Below are 19487 nucleotides of genomic sequence, written 5' to 3'. Positions count from 1 at the left end.
CTGCATGAGCGGTAGACTTCCCGGCTTTCCGTAGAACCCCGTGGAGTGATGGCATGGCGGACGTAAACAAGGTCGTTCTGGCGTATTCCGGCGGCCTGGACACTTCGGTGATCCTCAAGTGGCTGCAGGATACTTATAACTGTGAAGTGGTGACCTTCACCGCTGACCTGGGTCAGGGCGAAGAGGTCGAACCTGCACGCGCCAAGGCTCAGGCCATGGGCGTCAAAGAGATCTACATCGACGACTTGCGCGAAGAGTTCGTGCGCGATTTCGTTTTCCCGATGTTCCGCGCCAACACCGTTTACGAAGGCGAGTACCTGCTGGGTACCTCCATCGCTCGTCCGTTGATCGCCAAGCGCCTGATCGAAATCGCCAACGAAACCGGCGCTGACGCCATTTCCCATGGCGCCACCGGCAAAGGCAACGACCAGGTTCGTTTCGAACTGGGCGCGTACGCCTTGAAACCCGGTGTGAAAGTGATTGCCCCTTGGCGCGAATGGGACCTGCTGTCCCGTGAAAAGCTGATGGATTACGCCGATAAGCACGCGATCCCGATCGAACGCCACGGCAAGAAGAAATCCCCGTACTCCATGGATGCCAACCTGCTGCACATCTCCTATGAAGGCGGCGTGCTGGAAGACACCTGGACCGAGCACGAAGAAGACATGTGGAAATGGACCGTCTCCCCGGAGAACGCTCCTGACAAGGCGCAGTACCTGGAACTGACCTACCGCAACGGCGACATCGTCGCGCTGGACGGCGTCGAAATGACTCCGGCCACCGTGCTGGCGACCCTGAACCGTATCGGTGGCGAACACGGTATCGGTCGTCTGGACATCGTCGAGAACCGTTACGTGGGCATGAAGTCCCGTGGCTGCTACGAAACGCCTGGCGGCACCATCATGCTGCGTGCCCACCGTGCGATCGAATCGATCACTCTGGACCGCGAAGTGGCTCACCTCAAAGACGAGCTGATGCCCAAGTATGCCAGCCTGATCTACACCGGTTACTGGTGGAGCCCTGAGCGCCTGATGCTGCAACAGATGATCGATGCGTCCCAGGCCCACGTGAATGGCGTCGTGCGCCTGAAACTGTACAAGGGCAACGTGATCGTCACTGGCCGTAAGTCCGACGAGTCGTTGTTCGATGCCAACATTGCCACTTTCGAAGAAGATGGCGGCGCGTACAACCAGGCGGATGCCGGGGGCTTCATCAAGCTCAACGCCTTGCGCATGCGCATTGCGGCGAACAAAGGTCGTAAGCTGTTCTGAAACCTTTGAGGTCGTGATGGATGCCTGATCTCGTCCTGGACGAGGTCAGGCACCTGAAAACGGGGTGTGATGCCTGTTCCTGCGTTGTCTGTTGTTTTCGTTTGCGCTGACGAATTCCTGTTTTTCTCCTGCCAGCATCCTGTCCTGTCCTACACGTTGTTGTTTGCCGGTTGTCCGGCTTGATCAATGACCGTCAACCTGTGCGAGCCCGTATTGTAGGCGATGTAAAAGGCCGGATTGCGCTTGCTGGTCTGCTGTGAGTGCTTTAGCACACTGGCTTTCAGTAACGCCTGCGAAACGACACTAGTGACAAATAGAATCATGTATGGCGTCTTTTCCCGTGGCCTCTGGATTTTTTCCAGCAGCGCTCCAAATTCGACCTCCTTGCTCATCCAGCGTGCATCAATGATGTACAGGTCTTTTACAAAGTCCGGTAACTGAAGTTGATGCTGAACGAAGGCAGTGGTGAATAGGCCGATCTCCGATGGCGGGTCCTGTGCGCCGCAAGGTGTCCTGGTTGACGGTTGGTCATTCGTTGAGGTTTCCAGAGTGGGTGCCTCAGGCGCCTTCAGGGAAGCCTTCTTTTCCGAGCGCCCAGCATCATCCATGGCCTTCATGAAGTGTTTTCCCTTTTCAAAGTCGGAAGGCGCATACAGTGATTTGTAGTTGAAGTTCAGTGTCGCGAAAAAAAGCAAAAGTAAATAAAACGGAAAGCTGATCAGAAACCAGACATAAAGTTCTTTTTCCTCTTCGCCAAGGAAAGGTAGCGAAACAGCGGCTGAGGTTTCAGAGAGCGTTGCGAATATGGCAATGATTGTCATTGGGTTGGTAATTCGTTTTCTCTCTTGTTCTGTGCTCATGTTGAATTCTCTTTTTTGAATGGGGTCTCAAGTTTGTTTGAAGTATTTCTCATTATAGTTGCTTTTGATTTTTGTTGGCTTTAGTGAGTGTTATTCGTTATTTGTTGCTCTTCGATTTTCTTGGAGGTGGTGGTGTTTAATGATTGCGCAAAAAATAATATTTGCTGTAAGAGTAATTGGATGCTTGGTGTGTGATATTTCTGGTGTGAATGCTGGAAGCGAAAATATCAGTTACGTTTTAACGGGGGAGTAGATGTTTATGTTCGTCAGGGCGCGGTCGTTCAGCCAGGATTCTGGAAAATTTTGGTGGTAAATCGATAGGGTCGATTGCTGGAAACTGCGACACCATGACGCTGTTACAGTTTTCAACTCATTCCGTTCGACGGATTTTTGTAGGAGGAATCCGCGTTGTTTGTAGGGGATGTCTCTTGGTGCAGGTGGTTGGAAGGGGCGACATGCCATGGGTGAAACGACTAGGCTATTGTGCGGGCTCTAAAAATTCGAACAGCGAAAATTGGACTTGCCCATGAATAAAGTGCTGATCGTGGATGATCACCCCGTCATTCGTCTTGCGGTACGTATGCTAATGGAACGTCATGGCTACGAAGTTATTGCAGAAACCGATAATGGTGTGGATGCACTGCAACTAGCCCGTGAACTTATGCCGGATATTGTCATTCTGGATATCGGGATTCCGAAGCTGGACGGATTGGAAGTCATCGCGCGTTTGTCTTCGACTTCAATGCCAATGAAAGTGCTGATCCTGACTTCCCAGGCGCCGGGGCATTTTTCCATGCGTTGCATGCAGTCCGGTGCGGCCGGTTATGTCTGCAAACAACAAGACCTGACGGAGTTGCTCAGTGCAATAAAGGCTGTTTTGTCAGGCTACAGTTACTTTCCTAATCAAGCCTTGCATACGGTGCGTTGCAATCTGGGCAACGCCAGTGAGGCCGACATGGTTGATCGGTTGTCGGGGCGGGAAATGATGGTCCTGCAACAGTTGGCCAGAGGAAAGACCAATAAAGAGATTGCCGATGGGATGTTTCTCAGCAATAAAACAGTCAGTACTTACAAGACCCGCCTGCTGCTCAAGCTGAATGCGAGGTCTCTGGTCGATTTGATAGAACTGGCACAACGCAATGGTCTGGTGTGATCAGGTAACTGTGCGACAAGGGGGGCGTCTACCGGAGTATGGCACTTAAAAAAAAGCCTCCGCTTCGGGAGGCTTTCAGGTGTCATAAGTCAAAATCGTAATCGGCCAATTGCTTTTGCAGTCGGCGCTCCTCCAGCAGATTGTCGATGGTGCGGCGTTTGCTCAGATTAGTTTTCGCTACTTCAACCACCGGCTCGGTGTCATCGGTTTCGGCGGTGGTGAAGTCGTCTTCTACGTCCAATTGCTCTTTGCCAGTACTCATTTAGCTACTCCAGGCTAAGAAGGCCTTTGGCGCTCCTTATATCGACAATCTCCCGGCGGGTAAAAAAGATTTTTTCAATCGATAATTCGATAAACCCAATAGCGGCTCAATCGTCGGAGGTTTTGTGCTTGTATTCGCACAGGTCCTCGATCCGGCAGCTTCCGCATCGCGGCTTGCGGGCCAGGCACACATAGCGTCCGTGAAGGATCAGCCAGTGATGAGAGTCGAGCAGGTACTCCTTGGGCACGAATTTCATCAGCTTTTTCTCGACTTCCACCACATTCTTGCCGGGCGCAATGCCAGTTCGGTTGCTGACTCTGAAAATATGCGTGTCGACGGCCATGGTCAGCTGACGAAATGCCGTATTGAGCACCACATTGGCGGTTTTGCGGCCGACACCGGGCAGCGCTTCCAGCTCTTCACGGGTTTGCGGCACTTCGCTGGCGTGGCGCTCGACCAGCAGGCGGCAGGTTTCGATCACGTTTTTCGCTTTGCTGTTGTACAGGCCGATGGTCTTGATGTACTCCGACAGGCCCTCGACACCCAGGGCATGGATCGCTGCCGGGGTATTGGCGACCGGGAACAGCTTGGCTGTGGCCTTGTTGACGCCGACATCGGTCGACTGCGCCGAGAGAATCACGGCAATCAGCAATTCGAACGGTGAGGAATAGGCCAGTTCGGTCTTTGGCTCCGGGTTGTCCTCATGCAGTCTGCGGAAAATTTCCAGACGTTTTGCGGCATTCATGGGCAGTGCGTTTCCTCAAAGGCAATCAAAGTGTGGGCGTGGGGCGCCAGGCCTGCCAGGCGGCGATCAGCAGTCCGAGCAGAATGAATCCGCCGGGGACCAATGTGGCCAGGCGCAGGCCGCCATCAGCCACCAGCACCCAGCCTTGCCAGTCAGTTTGCGTTGCGCCGATCAGCCACGATAGATGGTTTCCAAGTGTTCCGTTGCCAATGAGTTCGCGCAGCAGGCTCAGCGCGATCATCAGCGTGACAAACAGGCCATTGAGTCGCAGGCGTTGCCGCCAGTCGTTCTGAAAGAACCCGGTGTATTCCAGTACGACGCATTGCAAGGCGATCAAGGCGCCATAGAACCCCAGATGCTGCTGCCATTGCAGCGACCAGGCTTGTGCCATGAGTTCCGCGCAACTGGTAAGCGTGGCGGCCAACAGGATGCTGGCCAGCAAGCGGGCCGTCGGGACCAGTCTGGATCGCAGGGCGCCCATGACCAGACTGAACAACTGGGTCACCAGCATGAACATCAGGCACAGGCCAAGTGCGGCCGTCAGCGAGTGGGTGGCGCCGATCAGCGGAGTCAGCATCAAGCAATTGCGCAGAGTCGATGAGTTATCCATGGGCAGGTTTTCCGAGCAGTTGTTGCCGGTGTTCATCGAAGTAGCGCAAGGCATCGTGGACAGCATTGATCACCGCTCTTGAGGTGATGGTTGCGCCTGCGATCTGATCGAACTGCCCCTGATCCTTTTTCAGCGCCCAGCCGCTTTCGCCGGGTTCTGTTCGAGATTTGCCGGAAAAAATCTGCAGCCATGAATTAGGCCAGTCGGCGATCCGTGCTCCCAGTCCTTGTGTTTCTGACTGTTTGAGGGTTTTGACGCCCAGCAACCTGCCATTGGCATCGACAGCGACCAGCAGGTCGATGGCACCGGCGTAGCCAATGGTTTGACTGCGCAGCAAGACCGCGACGGGTTGATCGGCCTGGGTCGCCAGATAACCACCGAGCACAGTGCTGTTGGTCAGGGCGGTTGCTTCGAACTTGATGGGGTGTTCGAGTGGTTGATTGTCGTAGCTTTCCGGCGCGATCAGGTCCAGCAGATTACGGCTGTCGATCAGGCGCTGTTCGGCGGCAATGCGCGACGCGCTGCCGAGTTGCACGAAGTACGTCACACCAAGGCCAAGTGCGGCCAAAAGTACCAGAAGCGCAATGCTCGATGACCGGCTCATGGTGCCTCCGGCTGTTGTCTGGCCGCCACGAACCGCTCCAGCGCCGGTACGCACAGGTTCATCGACAGAACGGCAAAGGCGATGCCGTCCGGATAACCGCCCCAGGTACGAATCAAGTAAGTCAGGAGCCCGACGCCGACGCCGAACAGAAGTTTTGCCCCGGGGCTTCTGGCACCGGATACCGGTTCGGTGATGATAAAGAACGCCCCCAGCATCGTCGCGCCGGTCAGCAGGTGAAACAGGGGTGAGCCATGGGAGTCGGAGCCCGAACCGTTCCAGCACAGCAGGCTGATGATGAACAGGCTGGCCAGCATGCCGACCGGGGCATGCCAACTGATGACCCGTCGCTGCAGGAGAAACATTCCGCCCGCCAGGAACGCCAGGTTCATCCATTCAACACCCCGGCCGCCGTAGTGGCCGAATGCGGGGTTGGCGGCAAACAGTTCATCCATGGTCAGGCTTTTGTTGATCCGCAGACTATCCAGTGCCGTGGCCTGCACCCACGCATCCGGTGCCTGGCCGACACCAAACACTTGCTGCAAGCCACTGAGCAGGTCCATGCCATGGGGCGATGGCCAATGGGTCATGGCTTGGGGAAAGCTCACTAGCACCAGAGCAAAACCGAGCATCGCCGGATTGAAGGGATTCGAGCCGACGCCGCCATACAAGTGCTTGCCAAAGACCATCGCAAAAGCGCCAGCACTGAGAGTCAGCCACCATGGGCAGTAAGGCGGCAGCGCCAAGGCCAGCAAGGTGGCACTGACCAGCGCGCTACCGTCGCTCAGGGTGGGTCTCAGGGGGTGCTTGCGCCATTGCACGACGGCGGCTTCGACGGCCACCGCCGCTGCGGTCGCCAGGACCAGATTGATCAATACACCCCAGCCGTACAGCCAGAACGCCGCGAGCACTCCCGGCAGGGTGGCCAGCAGCACCAGCTTCATCGCCTGCTGCAGGCGACCATCGACTGCTTCAAGGGCCGGCATGGGCGTTCACCTGGCGTTCGGCCTCGCCGAGTGCGCGCTCCAGGGCTTCGATTTGTTCCGCCGGTGCTTCGTTGGCCTGAGCCTTCTTCAGTTCGGCGCGGCGCATGGCCAACTGGATCTTGGCCCGTTTCAGCTCGGCATCATTTGATGGCACGGCGGTGATCGTCGGCGCAGGGGCTGGCGGGGCGGCGCTTTCCAGTTGCGCCAGGTTTTTTTCGGCGGCTTCAAACTGCTGTTGCAGGACGATCAGCTGCGATTGCTGCTCGAAGGTCGGCGGATGCCCGAAGGCCTTCAGCGATTTGTGCAGTTGTGCCCGACTCATCGCCACATCGATCTTGGCCTTTTTCAACGCGGCATCGGCATTGGCGGCTTTCTGTGCGCGGACACGCTCGAGAGCGGCCTGTACCGGGTCGACTGCTGTTTGCGCAGGTTGCGCGACTCGTTGTCGGGCCTGGCGCTCGGCGATTTTCTGTTGCTCCTCACGCAGCAAGCGGGCATTGCGTTGTTCGAAGCGGCGCCGCGCGTGATCGCGCTTGAGGGTGCGGGCCTGCCGCGCTTGCGGTGTCAGGGCCAGGCCGCCGACAACGGGCAGTACCGTATTGGCCAGCAATGGGCGCATTTCGATGCAGTCCACCGGGCACGGCGCCACGCACAGATCGCAACCGGTGCACTCATCGATAATGACCGTATGCATCAGCTTGGCTGCGCCGACGATGGCATCGATCGGGCAGGCCTGGATGCACTTGGTGCAACCAATGCACTCGGCTTCGCGGATGTAGGCGATCTGCGCGGGTGCCGAGCCGCGAGTGATGTCCAGTTCCAGCACCGGCACCTTCAGCAGTTCGGCCAGTGCCGCGATGGTTTCGTTGCCGCCGGGTGGGCACTTGTTGATCGGCTCACCGTTGGCGATGCCTTCGGCGTACGGCTTGCACCCGGGGTGGCCGCACTTGCCGCATTGGGTTTGCGGCAAGAGTGCGTCGATGCTTTGAATCAGACTCATGTTTTGATCAGTCCGCTGAATCCGAGAAAAACCACTGCGATCAGGCCGGCACCGATCAGGTCGATCGGCAGGCCGCGAAAGGGCAGGGGCACATCGTTGTCGGCCGTGCGCTCACGCAAGTCAGTGAACAGGCTCAACACCAGCCAGAAGCCCAACCCCGCACCGAGGCTCAAGGCCGTGGCGTGAAGCAAGCCCTTGTCCTCTTGAGCATTGAACAAGGCCACGCCGAGTACGCCGGCATTGCCCAGTAGCAACGGCCAGAGGCCTTCGAACGGCAGTGTCGAAAACACCCGTGGCAGCAGATTCAGCAACGGGCCAATCAGCAGTACGCTCAATGGCAGAAACACAAAAAGACGCAGCGCCGTCAATTGCAGGGGCACCAGCAGCCAGTGATAGAGCGCGTAGCCGAGCATGCCCACGATCAGCATCAGGCACGTTGTCGCAATGCCCAGGGCATGGACCTGACGGCGCTGGCCGGCCAACAGCGGATCGACGGCCAGCGGCCAGTGCAACACGAGGTTGTTGATCAGGGCGGCGCTGATAAGCGTAAGCAGGATTTCGGTCATTGTTCATGCCGGCAGGAACAGTTGTTGTAGGAGCGAGCTTGCTCGCGATGGACTCAAGAGCGCCGCGTTCAACCTGTGGGCACGCATTATCGTTGACGACCATCGCGAGCCAACTCGCTCCTACAGGAGCTTAGGCATTATCCGGCAAGGACGGAGGGTGGGCCAGACATGAAAATCCCACAGCCGCGCCAGGCACGACTGTGGGATCGATTTGCCGCAGGCCTTACTTGATGCGCTGGCCCGGCTTGGCGCCGCTGTCAGGGCTGAGCAGGTAGATCTCTTCACCGCCAGGACCGGCCGCCATCACCATGCCTTCGGAGATGCCGAACTTCATTTTCCGTGGCTTGAGGTTGGCGATCATCATGGTCAGGCGACCATCGAGCTTCGATGGGTCCGGGTAAGCGCTCTTGATCCCGGAGAACACGTTGCGCGTCTCGTCGCCGATGTCCAGGGTCAGGCGCAACAGCTTGTCGGCGCCTTCCACGTGTTCGGCCTTGACGATCAGGGCGACGCGCAAATCGACCGCGGCAAAGGTGTCGAACTCGATTTCCGGCGACAACGGATCCTTGGCCAGCTCGCCGTTGCCGGCCGGTGCGGCTTCGCCGGTGTCGGTCTGGCTGGCGGTCAGGTCTTCTTTCGAAGCGTCGGTCATGGCCTGTACCTTGACCGGATCGATCCGGGTCATCAATGGCTTGAACTCGTTCAATTGATGATTGCTGAGCAAGGTCGCGTGGTCGTTCCAGGTCAGCGGCGCGACATTCAGGAACGCCTCGGCATCGGCGGCCAGCAACGGCAGCACAGGCTTGAGGAAGATCACCAGTTGGCGGAACAGGTTGACGCCGGTGGCGCAGATGGCCTGGACTTCGTCCTGCTTGCCTTCCTGCTTGTTCAGCGACCACGGTGCCTTGTCGGCGATCCAGGCGTTGGCGCGGTCGGCCAGGCCCATGATCTCGCGCATGGCGCGGGCGAAGTCGCGGGCTTCATAGGCGTCGGCGATGCTTGGCGCGGCGGCCAGGAATGCGTCGGTCAGTTCCGGCGCGGCGTTGGTGTCGACCATCACGCCGGCGTTGCCTTTATTGATGAACCCGGCGCAACGGCTGGCGATGTTGACGACCTTGCCCACCAGGTCGGAGTTGACCTTCTGCACGAAGTCTTCGAGGTTCAGGTCGAGGTCATCGACGCCCCGGCCCAGCTTGGCCGCGTAGTAGTAACGCAGGTATTCCGGCGACAGGTGGTCCAGGTAGGTCCGGGCCTTGATGAAAGTGCCACGGGACTTGGACATCTTCTGGCCGTTGACGGTCAGGTAGCCGTGCACGTTGATCCCGGTCGGCTTGCGGTAGCCCGCACCTTCGAGCATGGCTGGCCAGAACAGGGCGTGGAAGTTGACGATGTCCTTGCCGATGAAGTGGTACAGCTCGGCGGTGGAGTCCTTGCCCCAGAACGCGTCGAAGTCCAGCTCCGGCGTGCGGTTGCAGAGGTTCTTGAAGCTGGCCATGTAGCCGATCGGCGCATCCAGCCAGACGTAGAAGTATTTGCCCGGCTCGTCGGGAATCTCGAAACCGAAGTACGGCGCATCGCGGGAGATGTCCCACTGTTGCAGGCCGGCATCCAGCCATTCGGCGATCTTGTTGGCGACGGCATCCTGCAGGGTGCCGCTGCGGGTCCAGGTCTGCAACATGGCCTGGAAGTCAGGCAGCTTGAAGAAGAAGTGCTGGGAATCCTTGAGCACCGGGGTGGCGCCGGAGATTGCCGACTTCGGATCCTTCAGGTCGGTCGGTGCGTAGGTCGCGCCGCATTTTTCGCAGTTGTCGCCGTACTGGTCTTCAGTGCCGCATTTCGGGCAAGTGCCCTTGATGAAGCGGTCGGCCAGGAACATTTTTTTTTCCGGGTCGAAGTACTGGGTGATCGAGCGCGTGGCGATGTGCCCGGCGTCACGCAGCTTCAGGTAGATCTGGCTCGACAGCTCACGGTTTTCTTCGGCGTGAGTGGAGTGGAAGTTGTCGAAGTCCACCAGGAAGTCGGCAAAGTCGGCGCTGTGTTCAGCCTGGACGTTGGCGATCAGTTGTTCCGGGGTGATGCCTTCCTTTTCCGCGCGCAGCATGATCGCCGAACCGTGGGCGTCGTCGGCGCAGACATAGATGCATTGATTGCCGCGGTGCTTCTGGAAGCGCACCCACATATCGGTCTGGATGTATTCCAGCATATGGCCAAGGTGAATCGAACCATTGGCATAGGGCAGGGCGCTGGTGACGAGGATCTTGCGTGGCTCGGACATGGGGCTCGGCTACTTGATGAAACGGAGGTCGGCCACTATAAAGCGCTGGCGCATATTTTTCACCCTGTGAGCCTGTTTCCGGATGCATAGCCGGTGAAACCTGTGGCGAGGGGGCTTGCCCCCGTTCGACTGCGCAGCAGTCGTAATCAAGCTGATGCGATTAGTCTGCAGGAACCGGGCTGCCGGAATTGGGGCGGCTTCGCCACCCAGCGGGAGCAAGCTCCCTCGCCACAGTCATGCATTGGCAACAAATGATCTACAAGCATGCCGCCTCGGGCGCGGAACAGGTACGATACCTGTCATCTTTTCCAAGTCCTGTTTTCGGAGTTGCCCATGAGCGCCGTCAATCGCGCAGCGGTGGAAGCCGTCCTTCGCCAATACACCGACCCTTACCTGAACCAGGACCCGGTCAGCGCCGGGTGCGTGCGCAACATCGAGATCCAGGGCGACCGCGTCAGCGTTCAGCTCGAACTGGGTTACGCCGCCGGTCTGTTCAAGAGTGGCTGGGCGCAGATGCTGGAAATGGCCATTCAGGGGTTGGATGGCGTGGCCAGTGCCCGTGTCGAGATCACTAGCGTGATCGCTGCACACAAGGCCCAGGCACAGATTCCGGGGCTGGCCAACGTCAAGAACGTGGTAGCCGTGGCCTCCGGCAAGGGCGGCGTGGGCAAGTCCACCACGGCGGCCAACCTGGCCCTGGCCCTGGCTCGTGAAGGCGCCAAGGTCGGGATTCTCGATGCGGACATCTACGGTCCGAGCCAGGGCATCATGTTCGGCATCCCCGAGCGCACCCGTCCCGAGGTCAAGGATCAGAAGTGGTTCGTTCCGCTCAAGTCCCATGGTGTGGAAGTGATGTCCATGGCCTTCCTGACCGACGACAACACGCCGATGGTCTGGCGTGGTCCGATGGTCTCCGGTGCCTTGCTGCAACTGGTAACCCAGACGGCATGGGGCGACCTGGATTATCTGGTCATCGACATGCCGCCAGGCACCGGTGATATCCAGCTGACCCTGGCGCAGAAAGTGCCGGTGGCCGGTGCGGTCATCGTTACCACCCCGCAGGACCTGGCATTGCTGGACGCGCGAAAGGGCGTGGAAATGTTCCGCAAGGTCAACATTCCGGTGCTGGGCGTGGTGGAAAACATGGCCGTGCACATCTGCTCGAACTGCGGCCATGCCGAGCATCTGTTCGGCGAGGGTGGCGGCGTGAAGCTGGCCAACCAGTATGGCGTCGAACTGCTGGCTTCGCTGCCGCTGGCGATGACCATCCGCGAACAGGCCGATGGCGGCAAGCCAACGGTGATCGCCGAGCCTGACAGCCCGATCGCCCTGGTTTACCAGGAACTGGCCCGTCACGTTGGCGCGCGGATTGTGTTGCAGGAAGCGTTGACGCCGGCGATGCCGAACATCAGCATCAGTGACGATTGATATTCTTCAGATAAATACTGACCAAATGTGGGAGCGGGCTTGCTCGCGAAAGCGGTGTGTCATTCAACCAATAAGTTGACTGATCTATCGCCTTCGCGAGCAAGCCCGCTCCCACATTGGTTTTGTGTCAGGGTTAGATCCGCAACCCGCCATCCATCTCCAGAATCCGACCGGTGTAATAGTCGTTCTCGAAGATGTACGCCGCCGAATGGGCGATCTCTTCCGGCTTGCCCATGCGCTTGAGCGGAATCCCGGCGGTCATTTTCTCCAGCGCTTCAGGCTTCATGCCCAGGGTCATTTCGGTTTCGATGAAGCCCGGTGCAATGCCGGCCACGCGAATGCCATAGCGCGCCAGTTCCTTGGCCCAGGTCACGGTCGCCGCCGCGACACCGGCCTTGGCCGCCGAGTAGTTGGTCTGACCGACGTTGCCGGCGCGGGAAATCGACGAGATATTGATGATCGCGCCGCTGTTGTTCAGCTCGACCATTTTCGCCGCGACTTCACGGGTGCACAGGAACACGCCGGTCAGGTTGACGTCGATGACCGCCTGCCACTGGGCCAGGCTCATTTTGGTCATTTCGCCATCCTTGACCTTGAGCAACAGGCCGTCGCGCAGGATCCCGGCGTTGTTGATCAAACCGTGGATCGCGCCGAAGTCTTCGGCGACCTGGGCGACCATGTGGGTCACCTGTTCTTCATTGGCGACGTTGCACAGGTAAGCGCGCGCTTCGACACCCTTGGCCTTGCAGGCCGCGACGGCGTCGTCGAGTTTTTCCTGATTGAGGTCGACCAGTGCGAGCTTCGCGCCCTTGCTGGCGAAATACTCGGCCATGGAGCGACCTAAACCCTGGCAACCGCCAGTGATAATGATTACTTTGTCAGTGAGTTGCATTCGCATGCCCCGGTAGGTCTGGGTGTTTTCTTATTAGGCATCTTCTCTTTCACGCCTACCTTGGCACTTGAGAATTGCCCCCAATGGCGTGCTGGTACTTTTACCAGTGGCCGATCCGTTTTTTTGACGGATTCTAATTAAGGAGTCATAAATTGAGCGTTGAAGTGGCCAAGCATGCACGAGAATTGCTTCTCAAGGAATACCGTGGGGTACTCTCGACGCACTCCAAATCGATGCCCGGTTTTCCGTTCGGCTCCGTGGTTCCGTACTGTCTGGACGAGCTGGGCCGGCCGCTGATCCTGATCAGTCGCATCGCCCAGCACACGCATAATTTGCAAAAAGATCCGAAGTGCTCGCTCTTTGTCGGCGAGCGCGGGGCTGAGGACGTGCAAGCTGTCGGTCGCCTGACCTATCTGGCCGAGGCTCATCAGATCGAAGACGAAGCCGCCATCGAGGCCGCCTCCGAGCGTTACTACCGCTACTTCCCGGAGTCGCAGGGTTATCACCAGGCCCACGATTTCGATTTCTGGGTGCTCGAGCCTGTACGCCATCGCTATATCGGTGGTTTTGGCGCGATTCACTGGGTCAACGACCTGGCCCTGGCCAACCCGTTCGCCGGCAAGGCCGAGGTGAGCATGGTCGAGCACATGAACGCCGATCATGCCAAAGCCATTGCCCACTACGTGGACCTGGCGGGCCTGCCGAAAACTTCGCCGGCGCAGATGGTCGGTATCGACACAGAAGGCATGCACTTGCGTATCGGTCAAAGCCTGTACTGGTTGCCGTTCCAAGCGCCTTGTAATACCCCGACACAAGTCCGCGAAGCCTTGGTTTCTCTGGCTCACGCCGAACATTGGCCGAAAAATGAAGTGGCCGACGCTTGAAATCACGAAACGGCGACGTCATCTAAGGTGAACTGGCAAGGCATTCTTGCGTTGAGGAACCATTTGATGCGCCCTTTTTTGTTGCTCTTTCTGCTGTTCCCGGTGTTGGAGCTGTTCGTATTCGTCAAGGTGGCAGGGTCTATCGGGTTTTTCCCGGCCCTGCTGCTGATCATTCTTGGCTCGATGTTCGGTGTGTTCGTGCTGCGTGTCGCCGGCCTGGCCACGGCCCTGCGTGCCCGTGAAAGCCTGAGCCGCGGCGAACTGCCGGCCCAGACCATGCTCGAAGGCCTGATGCTGGCATTGGCTGGTGGCCTGTTGATTCTTCCGGGTTTCATCAGCGATGTGATCGGCCTGTTCATGCTGCTGCCGTTCAGTCGTCGTCTGCTGGCCAATAAAATGCGCCAGCGCGCCGAAGAGCAGGCCATGCGTCAGCGGGCGTTCGCCGATGACCTGCAGGCCCGTGGCGGCCCGGCCCCGCGCGAGCCGCTGGGCCGCGAGCCCAACGTGATCGAAGGCGAGTTCGAACACCGCGATACCAAGTAATACACAGATCGACACGGCACCTTCGGGTGCCGTGTTCGCTTGCGGAGCCTCGATCTGAAAAATTTTCGAGCCCCGCCCTTGTAATAAGCTTATGCGCCCTTATGTAACGGTCACCGCAAGGTTTCTGGCGATCACGCCAGACAGACTTCCGCGGTTCGCTTGACGAACCGCAACCGGCAACGCCGGCCTTTGTTAAACCCGCCGGGACTACACCGGCCGATGAAAACCACAATTAGGAGAGATCGACAATGAAGCTTCGTCCTCTGCATGACCGCGTCGTCATCCGTCGCAGCGAAGAAGAAAAGAAAACCGCCGGCGGTATCGTCCTGCCAGGTTCGGCTGCTGAAAAAGCCAACAGCGGCGAAATCCTCGCTGTAGGCACCGGCCGCGTACTGGAAAACGGTGAAGTGCGTGCACTGTCCGTGAAAGTGGGCGACAAGGTTGTGTTCGGTCCTTACTCCGGCAGCAACACTGTGAAAGTCGACGGCGAAGACCTGCTGGTAATGAGCGAGAACGAAATCCTCGCTGTTATCGAAGGCTGATACCCCCGTTCATTTTCCACTACTACAAAGTATTTAAGGAATATCGATCATGGCTGCTAAAGAAGTTCTGTTTGGCGATTCCGCCCGTAAAAAGATGCTCAAGGGCGTCAACGTCCTGGCTGACGCAGTAAAAGCGACCCTGGGCCCGAAAGGCCGTAACGTGATCATCGAGAAGAGCTTCGGCGCTCCGACCATCACCAAGGACGGCGTTTCCGTTGCCAAAGAAATCGAACTGGAAGACCGTTTCGAAAACATGGGCGCGCAGCTGGTCAAAGACGTTGCCTCCCGTGCCAACGATGACGCTGGTGACGGTACTACCACCGCTACCGTTCTGGCTCAGTCGATCGTCAACGAAGGCCTGAAAGCCGTCGCTGCCGGCATGAACCCGATGGATCTGAAGCGCGGCATCGACAAGGCGACCATCGCCATCGTCAAAGAGCTGAAAAACCTGTCCAAGCCATGCGCTGACACCAAGGCAATCGCTCAGGTAGGTACCATCTCCGCCAACTCCGACAATTCCATCGGCGACATCATTGCCGAAGCCATGGAAAAAGTCGGTAAAGAAGGCGTGATCACCGTTGAAGAAGGCACTGGCCTGGAAAACGAACTGTCGGTTGTAGAAGGCATGCAGTTCGACCGTGGCTACCTGTCCCCGTACTTCGTCAACAAGCCGGAAACCATGGTTGCCGAGCTGGACAACCCGCTGGTTCTGCTGGTCGACAAGAAGATCTCGAACATCCGCGAAATGCTGCCAGTGCTGGAAGCCGTTGCCAAAGCCGGCCGCCCACTGCTGATCGTTTCCGAAGACGTTGAAGGCGAAGCCCTGGCGACTCTGGTCGTGAACAACATGCGTGGCATCGTCAAGGTTGCAGCCGTCAAGGCTCCAGGCTTCGGCGACCGTCGCAAGGCCATGCTGCAGGATATCGCCGTTCTGACTGGCGGTACCGTTATCTCCGAAGAGATCGGCCTGAGCCTGGAAGCCGCTACCCTGGAAAACCTGGGCAGCGCCAAGCGTGTGACCATTTCCAAGGAAAACACCATCATCGTTGACGGTGCTGGCGTAGCAGGCGACATCGAGTCCCGCATTGCCCAGATCCGTGCCCAGGTTGCCGAAACTTCCTCGGACTACGACCGTGAAAAACTGCAAGAGCGCCTGGCCAAGTTGTCCGGTGGCGTTGCAGTGATCAAGGTTGGCGCTGGTTCCGAAGTTGAAATGAAAGAGAAGAAAGCCCGCGTTGAAGACGCCCTGCACGCAACCCGTGCAGCCGTTGAAGAAGGCGTGGTACCTGGCGGTGGCGTTGCGCTGATTCGCGCTCTGCAAACCCTGAACGATCTGAAAGGCGACAACGCTGATCAGGACGTCGGTATCGCAGTTCTGCGCCGTGCCGTTGAAGCACCGCTGCGTCAGATCGCTGCCAACAGCGGTGACGAGCCAAGCGTTGTGGTCAACGAAGTCAAGAACGGCAAAGGTAACTTCGGTTACAACGCTGCGACTGGCGAATACGGCGACATGATCGAAATGGGCATCCTGGACCCAACCAAGGTCACCCGTTCCGCTCTGCAAGCTGCATCGTCGATCGGCGGTCTGATCCTGACCACCGAAGCTGCTGTTGCTGATGCACCGAAGAAAGACGGCGGTGCTGGCGGCGGTATGCCAGACATGGGCGGTATGGGCGGCATGGGCGGCATGATGTAAGCCAGCCTTACCCCTGTACGAAAAAACCCCGCCTGCGCAAGCAGGCGGGGTTTTTTATTGTCCGGATTTCAATGTTCACATCGATCCAGTGTGAGCGGGCTTGCTCGCGAAGGCGGTGCATCAGTCAAAATAGTCCTCGACTGACAGTCCGCTTTCGCGAGCAAGCCCGCTCTCACAGGTTATTGCGTAGTTCCTGTGGGAGCGTGGCTTGCCCGCGAAGGCGTCAGTTCAGGCACTGACCGGTTCCGCCTTTGTCTCCTGCACAACCTTCAACGCCGGTCGATACAGAACGTAGTAGTACGACCCCAGGCAAATCAGCCAGCAGAACACCGCCGTCCACACGTTGTGTGAGAAGAAGTGCGCGCCCTGCATCATTCGCCCGATGGAGAACACCGAGCCCAAGGCAAAGGCGAAGACTAATGCTGCCCGAGCCATGCGTGGGCGACGGTCACGCAAGACGAAAAACAGCGCAAACAGGGTAAAGCCGGTGGCTGCATGGCCGCCAGGCCAGCAACGTCCCGGTTTATCGGTATGCGGGCGAGGGCTCAACAGTTCACTGTACGTTTCATGGCCGCCGAACTGCTCGAGGCTCCACGGGCACTGCACCGCGGTCACCGCTTTCATGGGCGTGACAAAGGAGGTCGCCAGGCCCAGGGACAGCACCAGGCAGCCTAGCTCGCGCTTGAGCGGTTTGAGCCTGGTCATGAAGAACGAAGCGATATAACCGAGGATGGCAAACACCGAGAAGGCGATGACCACTTGCTTGGCGCGATCGTGCAGGATGTTTTCCAGGAAGTAACTGTGCCGACCGATGAAGTCGCCCGCGACCGGGTCATAGAATAGTTTGGCGAGGTCCATGTCCAGTGAAGTCAGTTCGAGCAACACCAGAATGATCGCCGCAACGGCGGGAACCCCCAGGCACACCCAGAAGTTGAGTGGACGAGGAACGGGGCGGACAGCGGTTGATGACATGGTGGATCCTGAACAAAGGAAAAGCCCCGGGGCATCAGCCCGGGGCGATTCGGTTAACGTTCGCCGACTTGACCGACACCCTCCTTGGGCGCCTTCCAGCCAAGCAGCTGTTGCTTGAAGCCATAACTGGCGGTTTGGTAATAGCTGATGGCGCGAGTAATCAGCGGGTCATCGGCACTGGACCGGGATTCGCGGCTTTCGGTCAGCGCTTCATCATGACGACGCAATCCCTGGCGAGGACTCAAAATTGCCAGGTCCTTGCCGTCGAACAACCCGAGGTGCTGATAGTTGCCGACCACCACCCGTGGTGGCAGCGGGTTATCTTGCAACAGGTTACGTCCAAAAAATGTCGATTCATAATCCAGATTGAGCAGTCCCAGCAAAGTAGGCGCCAGATCGATCTGGCTGGCCAATTGTGCCGTTTCCCGGGCTTCGATCAACTTGGGTGCATAGATGAACAGCGGAATCTGATAGTTGGCGATAGGCAAGTCTTCCTTGCCGGCGCTGCCTGCGGTGTGATCGGCGACAAAGATGAAGATTGTATTGTCAAACCAGGGTTTTTGCCGCGCCTGATCAAGGAACCGACCAATCGCGTAGTCGGTGTATTTCACTGCGCCGTCACGGCCGTTGCCCGACTTGATGTCGATCCGGTTGTCCGGATAGGTGTAAGGGCGATGGTTGGATGTCGTCATCAATTGCAGCAGGAATGGCTGCTGCTTGGCGTAGTCGGCATCGGCCAGTTTCAGTGTCTGATTGTAGAGATCCTCATCAGCCATGCCCCAGGCATTCTTGAAGTGAATCTCCGACTCCTCAACGCTGCTCTGGTCCACGATGCGGTAGCCGTTACCGCTGAAGAACGCATTCATGTTGTCGAAGTAACCGCGCCCGCCGTAAACAAATACGCTGTCGTAGCCCACGGCATTGAGTTGCTGGCCAAGGCTGGCAAAGCCGCTTTCACGACCCACGCGCTTGACGATCGAGCGGCCTGGCGTCGGCGGAATCGCCAGGGTGATGGCTTCCAGGCCGCGGTCGGTGCGGGTGCCGGTGGCGTAGAAATTATTGAAGTACAGGCTCTGCTTGCGCAAGGCATCAAGATTGGGGGTCAGGTTACGGGTGTCGCCGTTGCTGCCCATGTACTTGGCGCTGAAGCTTTCAATGGTGACCAGCACGATATTGGGTTTGCGCGGTGCGCCGGGGTTATCGATCTGCCGGCGTATGTCCTGCGGGTCTTCACCCACGAAGCGGGCATTGGGCTCGGCCAGTTCAGCGCGAATCTGTTGGGCAGCCACGGCCGACGGCAGTGTGCTGTAGAACTGCGGGTAATCCAGTTCGTTGTTACGGAATGCCGCGAAGAACTGATAAGGGCCATTGCTCGCCAGTTCATTCTGATAGGCGTTGCCGCCCTGGGCGCGCGGGGCATCCTGGCTGAGCAACTGCAGGCTCAGGCCGGCGACGATCAACAAGCCGAGTGCATTGAGCAGGCGGCCACGCAGCGGCGGCAACGGCGCATCGAGTGCAGCTTTGAAGGGTTTGCGCAATGCAAAACTCAGGACCACGGCCAGCACGGCGAGGATGCTCAGCAGCGTGCCGATCGGGTATGACTCCAGCAGGTTGTTCAGTACTTCGTCGGAATACACCAGGTAGTCGACGGCGATGAAGTTGAAGCGAACGCCGAATTCATCCCAGAACAGCCACTCGGCCACCGAGGTGAACAGCATCGCGAACAGGCTGACGGTCAACAGACCTTGAAGAAACCAGCGATGGCCACGAGTGCGCCAAAGGGCCGGCGGGCACAGCAACAAGTAGAGGCCCATGGGCAGTGCCGCGTAGGCAATGAAACCCAGGTCGTAGAGCAGCCCGATACCAAACACCGACAGGAAGCCGCTTCCGGCCTCATCCAGGTGTGTGAGGAGCAGGACTGTTCGAGTCAGAAAAAAAATTGCCAGCCAGGTGCCGGTCACCAGCAGCAAAAAACGCATGGGTGCCGTCTTCAAAGAGTCCATTTTCTACATTCCTTATTATCAATCGCGTGACAGTCTTCATCATCCGCTGTAGTCAACGTGTGATTCGATAGTGAAAAACTTGTCAATCTTACCTTTTGGTTGAACGAATTGATTCACTCATAGCCTTCCCCTAGCCGTGAGCCACACTTGGCCTTAAGCTGCGCGGGCCATGACGGCCATTACTGTGGACGGAGAGAT

General features: G+C 58.1%; 19 protein-coding genes. 7 read left to right on the top strand and 12 right to left on the bottom strand.

All coding sequences use genetic code 11. The features are described 5' to 3' along the window. The first annotated feature begins 53 nt into the window (after positions 1 to 53). Positions 54 to 1271 (top strand): argininosuccinate synthase, encoded by a 1218-nt coding sequence (locus QMK54_RS25360; RefSeq protein WP_110660662.1) that lies wholly within the window; start codon positions 54 to 56, stop codon positions 1269 to 1271. Between the two features lie 149 nt (positions 1272 to 1420). Here the strand turns inward: QMK54_RS25360 and QMK54_RS25355 are convergent, their stop codons facing one another. After that, positions 1421 to 2131, bottom strand: a complete 711-nt coding sequence (locus tag QMK54_RS25355) for a hypothetical protein (protein ID WP_110660663.1) — start codon at positions 2129 to 2131, stop codon at positions 1421 to 1423. 526 nt (positions 2132 to 2657) lie between these two features. Between QMK54_RS25355 and QMK54_RS25350 the strand changes: the two genes are divergently transcribed. After that, positions 2658 to 3284 carry a response regulator transcription factor gene (locus QMK54_RS25350; RefSeq protein WP_110660664.1) on the top strand — a complete coding sequence of 209 codons (627 nt, stop codon included), beginning with the start codon at positions 2658 to 2660 and terminating at the stop codon, positions 3282 to 3284. A gap of 82 nt (positions 3285 to 3366) precedes the next feature. On the opposite strand, the gene QMK54_RS25345 is transcribed toward QMK54_RS25350, so the two are convergent. The 8 genes from QMK54_RS25345 to metG all read right to left on the bottom strand — a co-directional run bounded on the left by QMK54_RS25345 (position 3367) and on the right by metG (position 10329). Continuing rightward, positions 3367 to 3546, bottom strand: a complete 180-nt coding sequence (locus QMK54_RS25345; protein ID WP_110660665.1) for a PA3496 family putative envelope integrity protein — start codon at positions 3544 to 3546, stop codon at positions 3367 to 3369. A 106-nt stretch (positions 3547 to 3652) separates the two neighbouring features. Next, on the bottom strand, positions 3653 to 4291 hold the full coding sequence (gene nth / locus QMK54_RS25340) for an endonuclease III (RefSeq protein ID WP_223591682.1): 639 nt from the start codon (positions 4289 to 4291) through the stop codon (positions 3653 to 3655). Between the two features lie 25 nt (positions 4292 to 4316). After that, positions 4317 to 4901, bottom strand: a complete 585-nt coding sequence (locus QMK54_RS25335) for an Rnf-Nqr domain containing protein (RefSeq protein WP_110662581.1) — start codon at positions 4899 to 4901, stop codon at positions 4317 to 4319. Continuing rightward, positions 4894 to 5505, bottom strand: a complete 612-nt coding sequence (locus tag QMK54_RS25330; RefSeq protein ID WP_110662579.1) for an RnfABCDGE type electron transport complex subunit G — start codon at positions 5503 to 5505, stop codon at positions 4894 to 4896. The genes QMK54_RS25335 and QMK54_RS25330 overlap by 8 nt, the downstream gene beginning before the upstream one ends. After that, positions 5502 to 6488, bottom strand: a complete 987-nt coding sequence (locus tag QMK54_RS25325) for an RnfABCDGE type electron transport complex subunit D (protein ID WP_110662580.1) — start codon at positions 6486 to 6488, stop codon at positions 5502 to 5504. The genes QMK54_RS25330 and QMK54_RS25325 overlap by 4 nt, the downstream gene beginning before the upstream one ends. Next, entirely contained in the window at positions 6475 to 7488 is a 1014-nt protein-coding gene (gene rsxB, locus QMK54_RS25320) for an electron transport complex subunit RsxB (RefSeq protein WP_320401524.1), read from the bottom strand. The genes QMK54_RS25325 and rsxB overlap by 14 nt, the downstream gene beginning before the upstream one ends. Further along, entirely contained in the window at positions 7485 to 8054 is a 570-nt protein-coding gene (locus tag QMK54_RS25315) for an electron transport complex protein RnfA (protein WP_110660412.1), read from the bottom strand. Before QMK54_RS25315 ends, rsxB begins: the two co-directional genes overlap by 4 nt. A 223-nt stretch (positions 8055 to 8277) precedes the next feature. Continuing rightward, on the bottom strand, positions 8278 to 10329 hold the full coding sequence (metG, locus tag QMK54_RS25310; protein WP_110660411.1) for a methionine--tRNA ligase: 2052 nt from the start codon (positions 10327 to 10329) through the stop codon (positions 8278 to 8280). 333 nt (positions 10330 to 10662) lie between these two features. On the opposite strand from metG, the gene apbC reads away from it, so the two are divergent. After that, positions 10663 to 11757, top strand: a complete 1095-nt coding sequence (gene apbC / locus QMK54_RS25305) for an iron-sulfur cluster carrier protein ApbC (RefSeq protein WP_110660410.1) — start codon at positions 10663 to 10665, stop codon at positions 11755 to 11757. A gap of 133 nt (positions 11758 to 11890) precedes the next feature. Here the strand turns inward: apbC and QMK54_RS25300 are convergent, their stop codons facing one another. Continuing rightward, positions 11891 to 12649, bottom strand: coding sequence for an SDR family oxidoreductase (locus QMK54_RS25300; RefSeq protein ID WP_320401523.1), 759 nt, complete (start codon positions 12647 to 12649; stop codon positions 11891 to 11893). A 152-nt stretch (positions 12650 to 12801) separates the two neighbouring features. On the opposite strand from QMK54_RS25300, the gene QMK54_RS25295 reads away from it, so the two are divergent. The 4 genes from QMK54_RS25295 (at position 12802) to groL (ending at position 16314) form a co-directional block, all read left to right on the top strand. Continuing rightward, positions 12802 to 13533 (top strand): HugZ family protein, encoded by a 732-nt coding sequence (locus QMK54_RS25295; RefSeq protein WP_320401522.1) that lies wholly within the window; start codon positions 12802 to 12804, stop codon positions 13531 to 13533. A 66-nt stretch (positions 13534 to 13599) separates the two neighbouring features. Beyond that, a complete protein-coding gene (locus QMK54_RS25290) occupies positions 13600 to 14076 on the top strand; it encodes an FxsA family protein (protein WP_320401521.1) in 477 nt (158 codons plus the stop codon). Between the two features lie 248 nt (positions 14077 to 14324). Next, positions 14325 to 14618 (top strand): co-chaperone GroES, encoded by a 294-nt coding sequence (locus tag QMK54_RS25285; RefSeq protein ID WP_007985847.1) that lies wholly within the window; start codon positions 14325 to 14327, stop codon positions 14616 to 14618. A gap of 49 nt (positions 14619 to 14667) precedes the next feature. After that, on the top strand, positions 14668 to 16314 hold the full coding sequence (gene groL / locus QMK54_RS25280; RefSeq protein ID WP_008053540.1) for a chaperonin GroEL: 1647 nt from the start codon (positions 14668 to 14670) through the stop codon (positions 16312 to 16314). Between the two features lie 228 nt (positions 16315 to 16542). Here the strand turns inward: groL and QMK54_RS25275 are convergent, their stop codons facing one another. After that, a complete protein-coding gene (locus tag QMK54_RS25275; RefSeq protein ID WP_110662839.1) occupies positions 16543 to 17286 on the bottom strand; it encodes a phosphatase PAP2 family protein in 744 nt (247 codons plus the stop codon). 53 nt (positions 17287 to 17339) lie between these two features. Beyond that, on the bottom strand, positions 17340 to 19289 hold the full coding sequence (locus QMK54_RS25270) for an LTA synthase family protein (protein WP_223591692.1): 1950 nt from the start codon (positions 19287 to 19289) through the stop codon (positions 17340 to 17342). Positions 19290 to 19487 lie beyond the last annotated feature (198 nt).

This window comes from Pseudomonas sp. P5_109 (genome assembly GCF_034009455.1).
In the GTDB taxonomy this organism is placed as follows: Bacteria; Pseudomonadota; Gammaproteobacteria; order Pseudomonadales; family Pseudomonadaceae; genus Aquipseudomonas.
The sequence above is the reverse complement of the archived record's forward strand: the minus strand, read 5'-3'. Positions and strand labels throughout refer to the sequence as shown.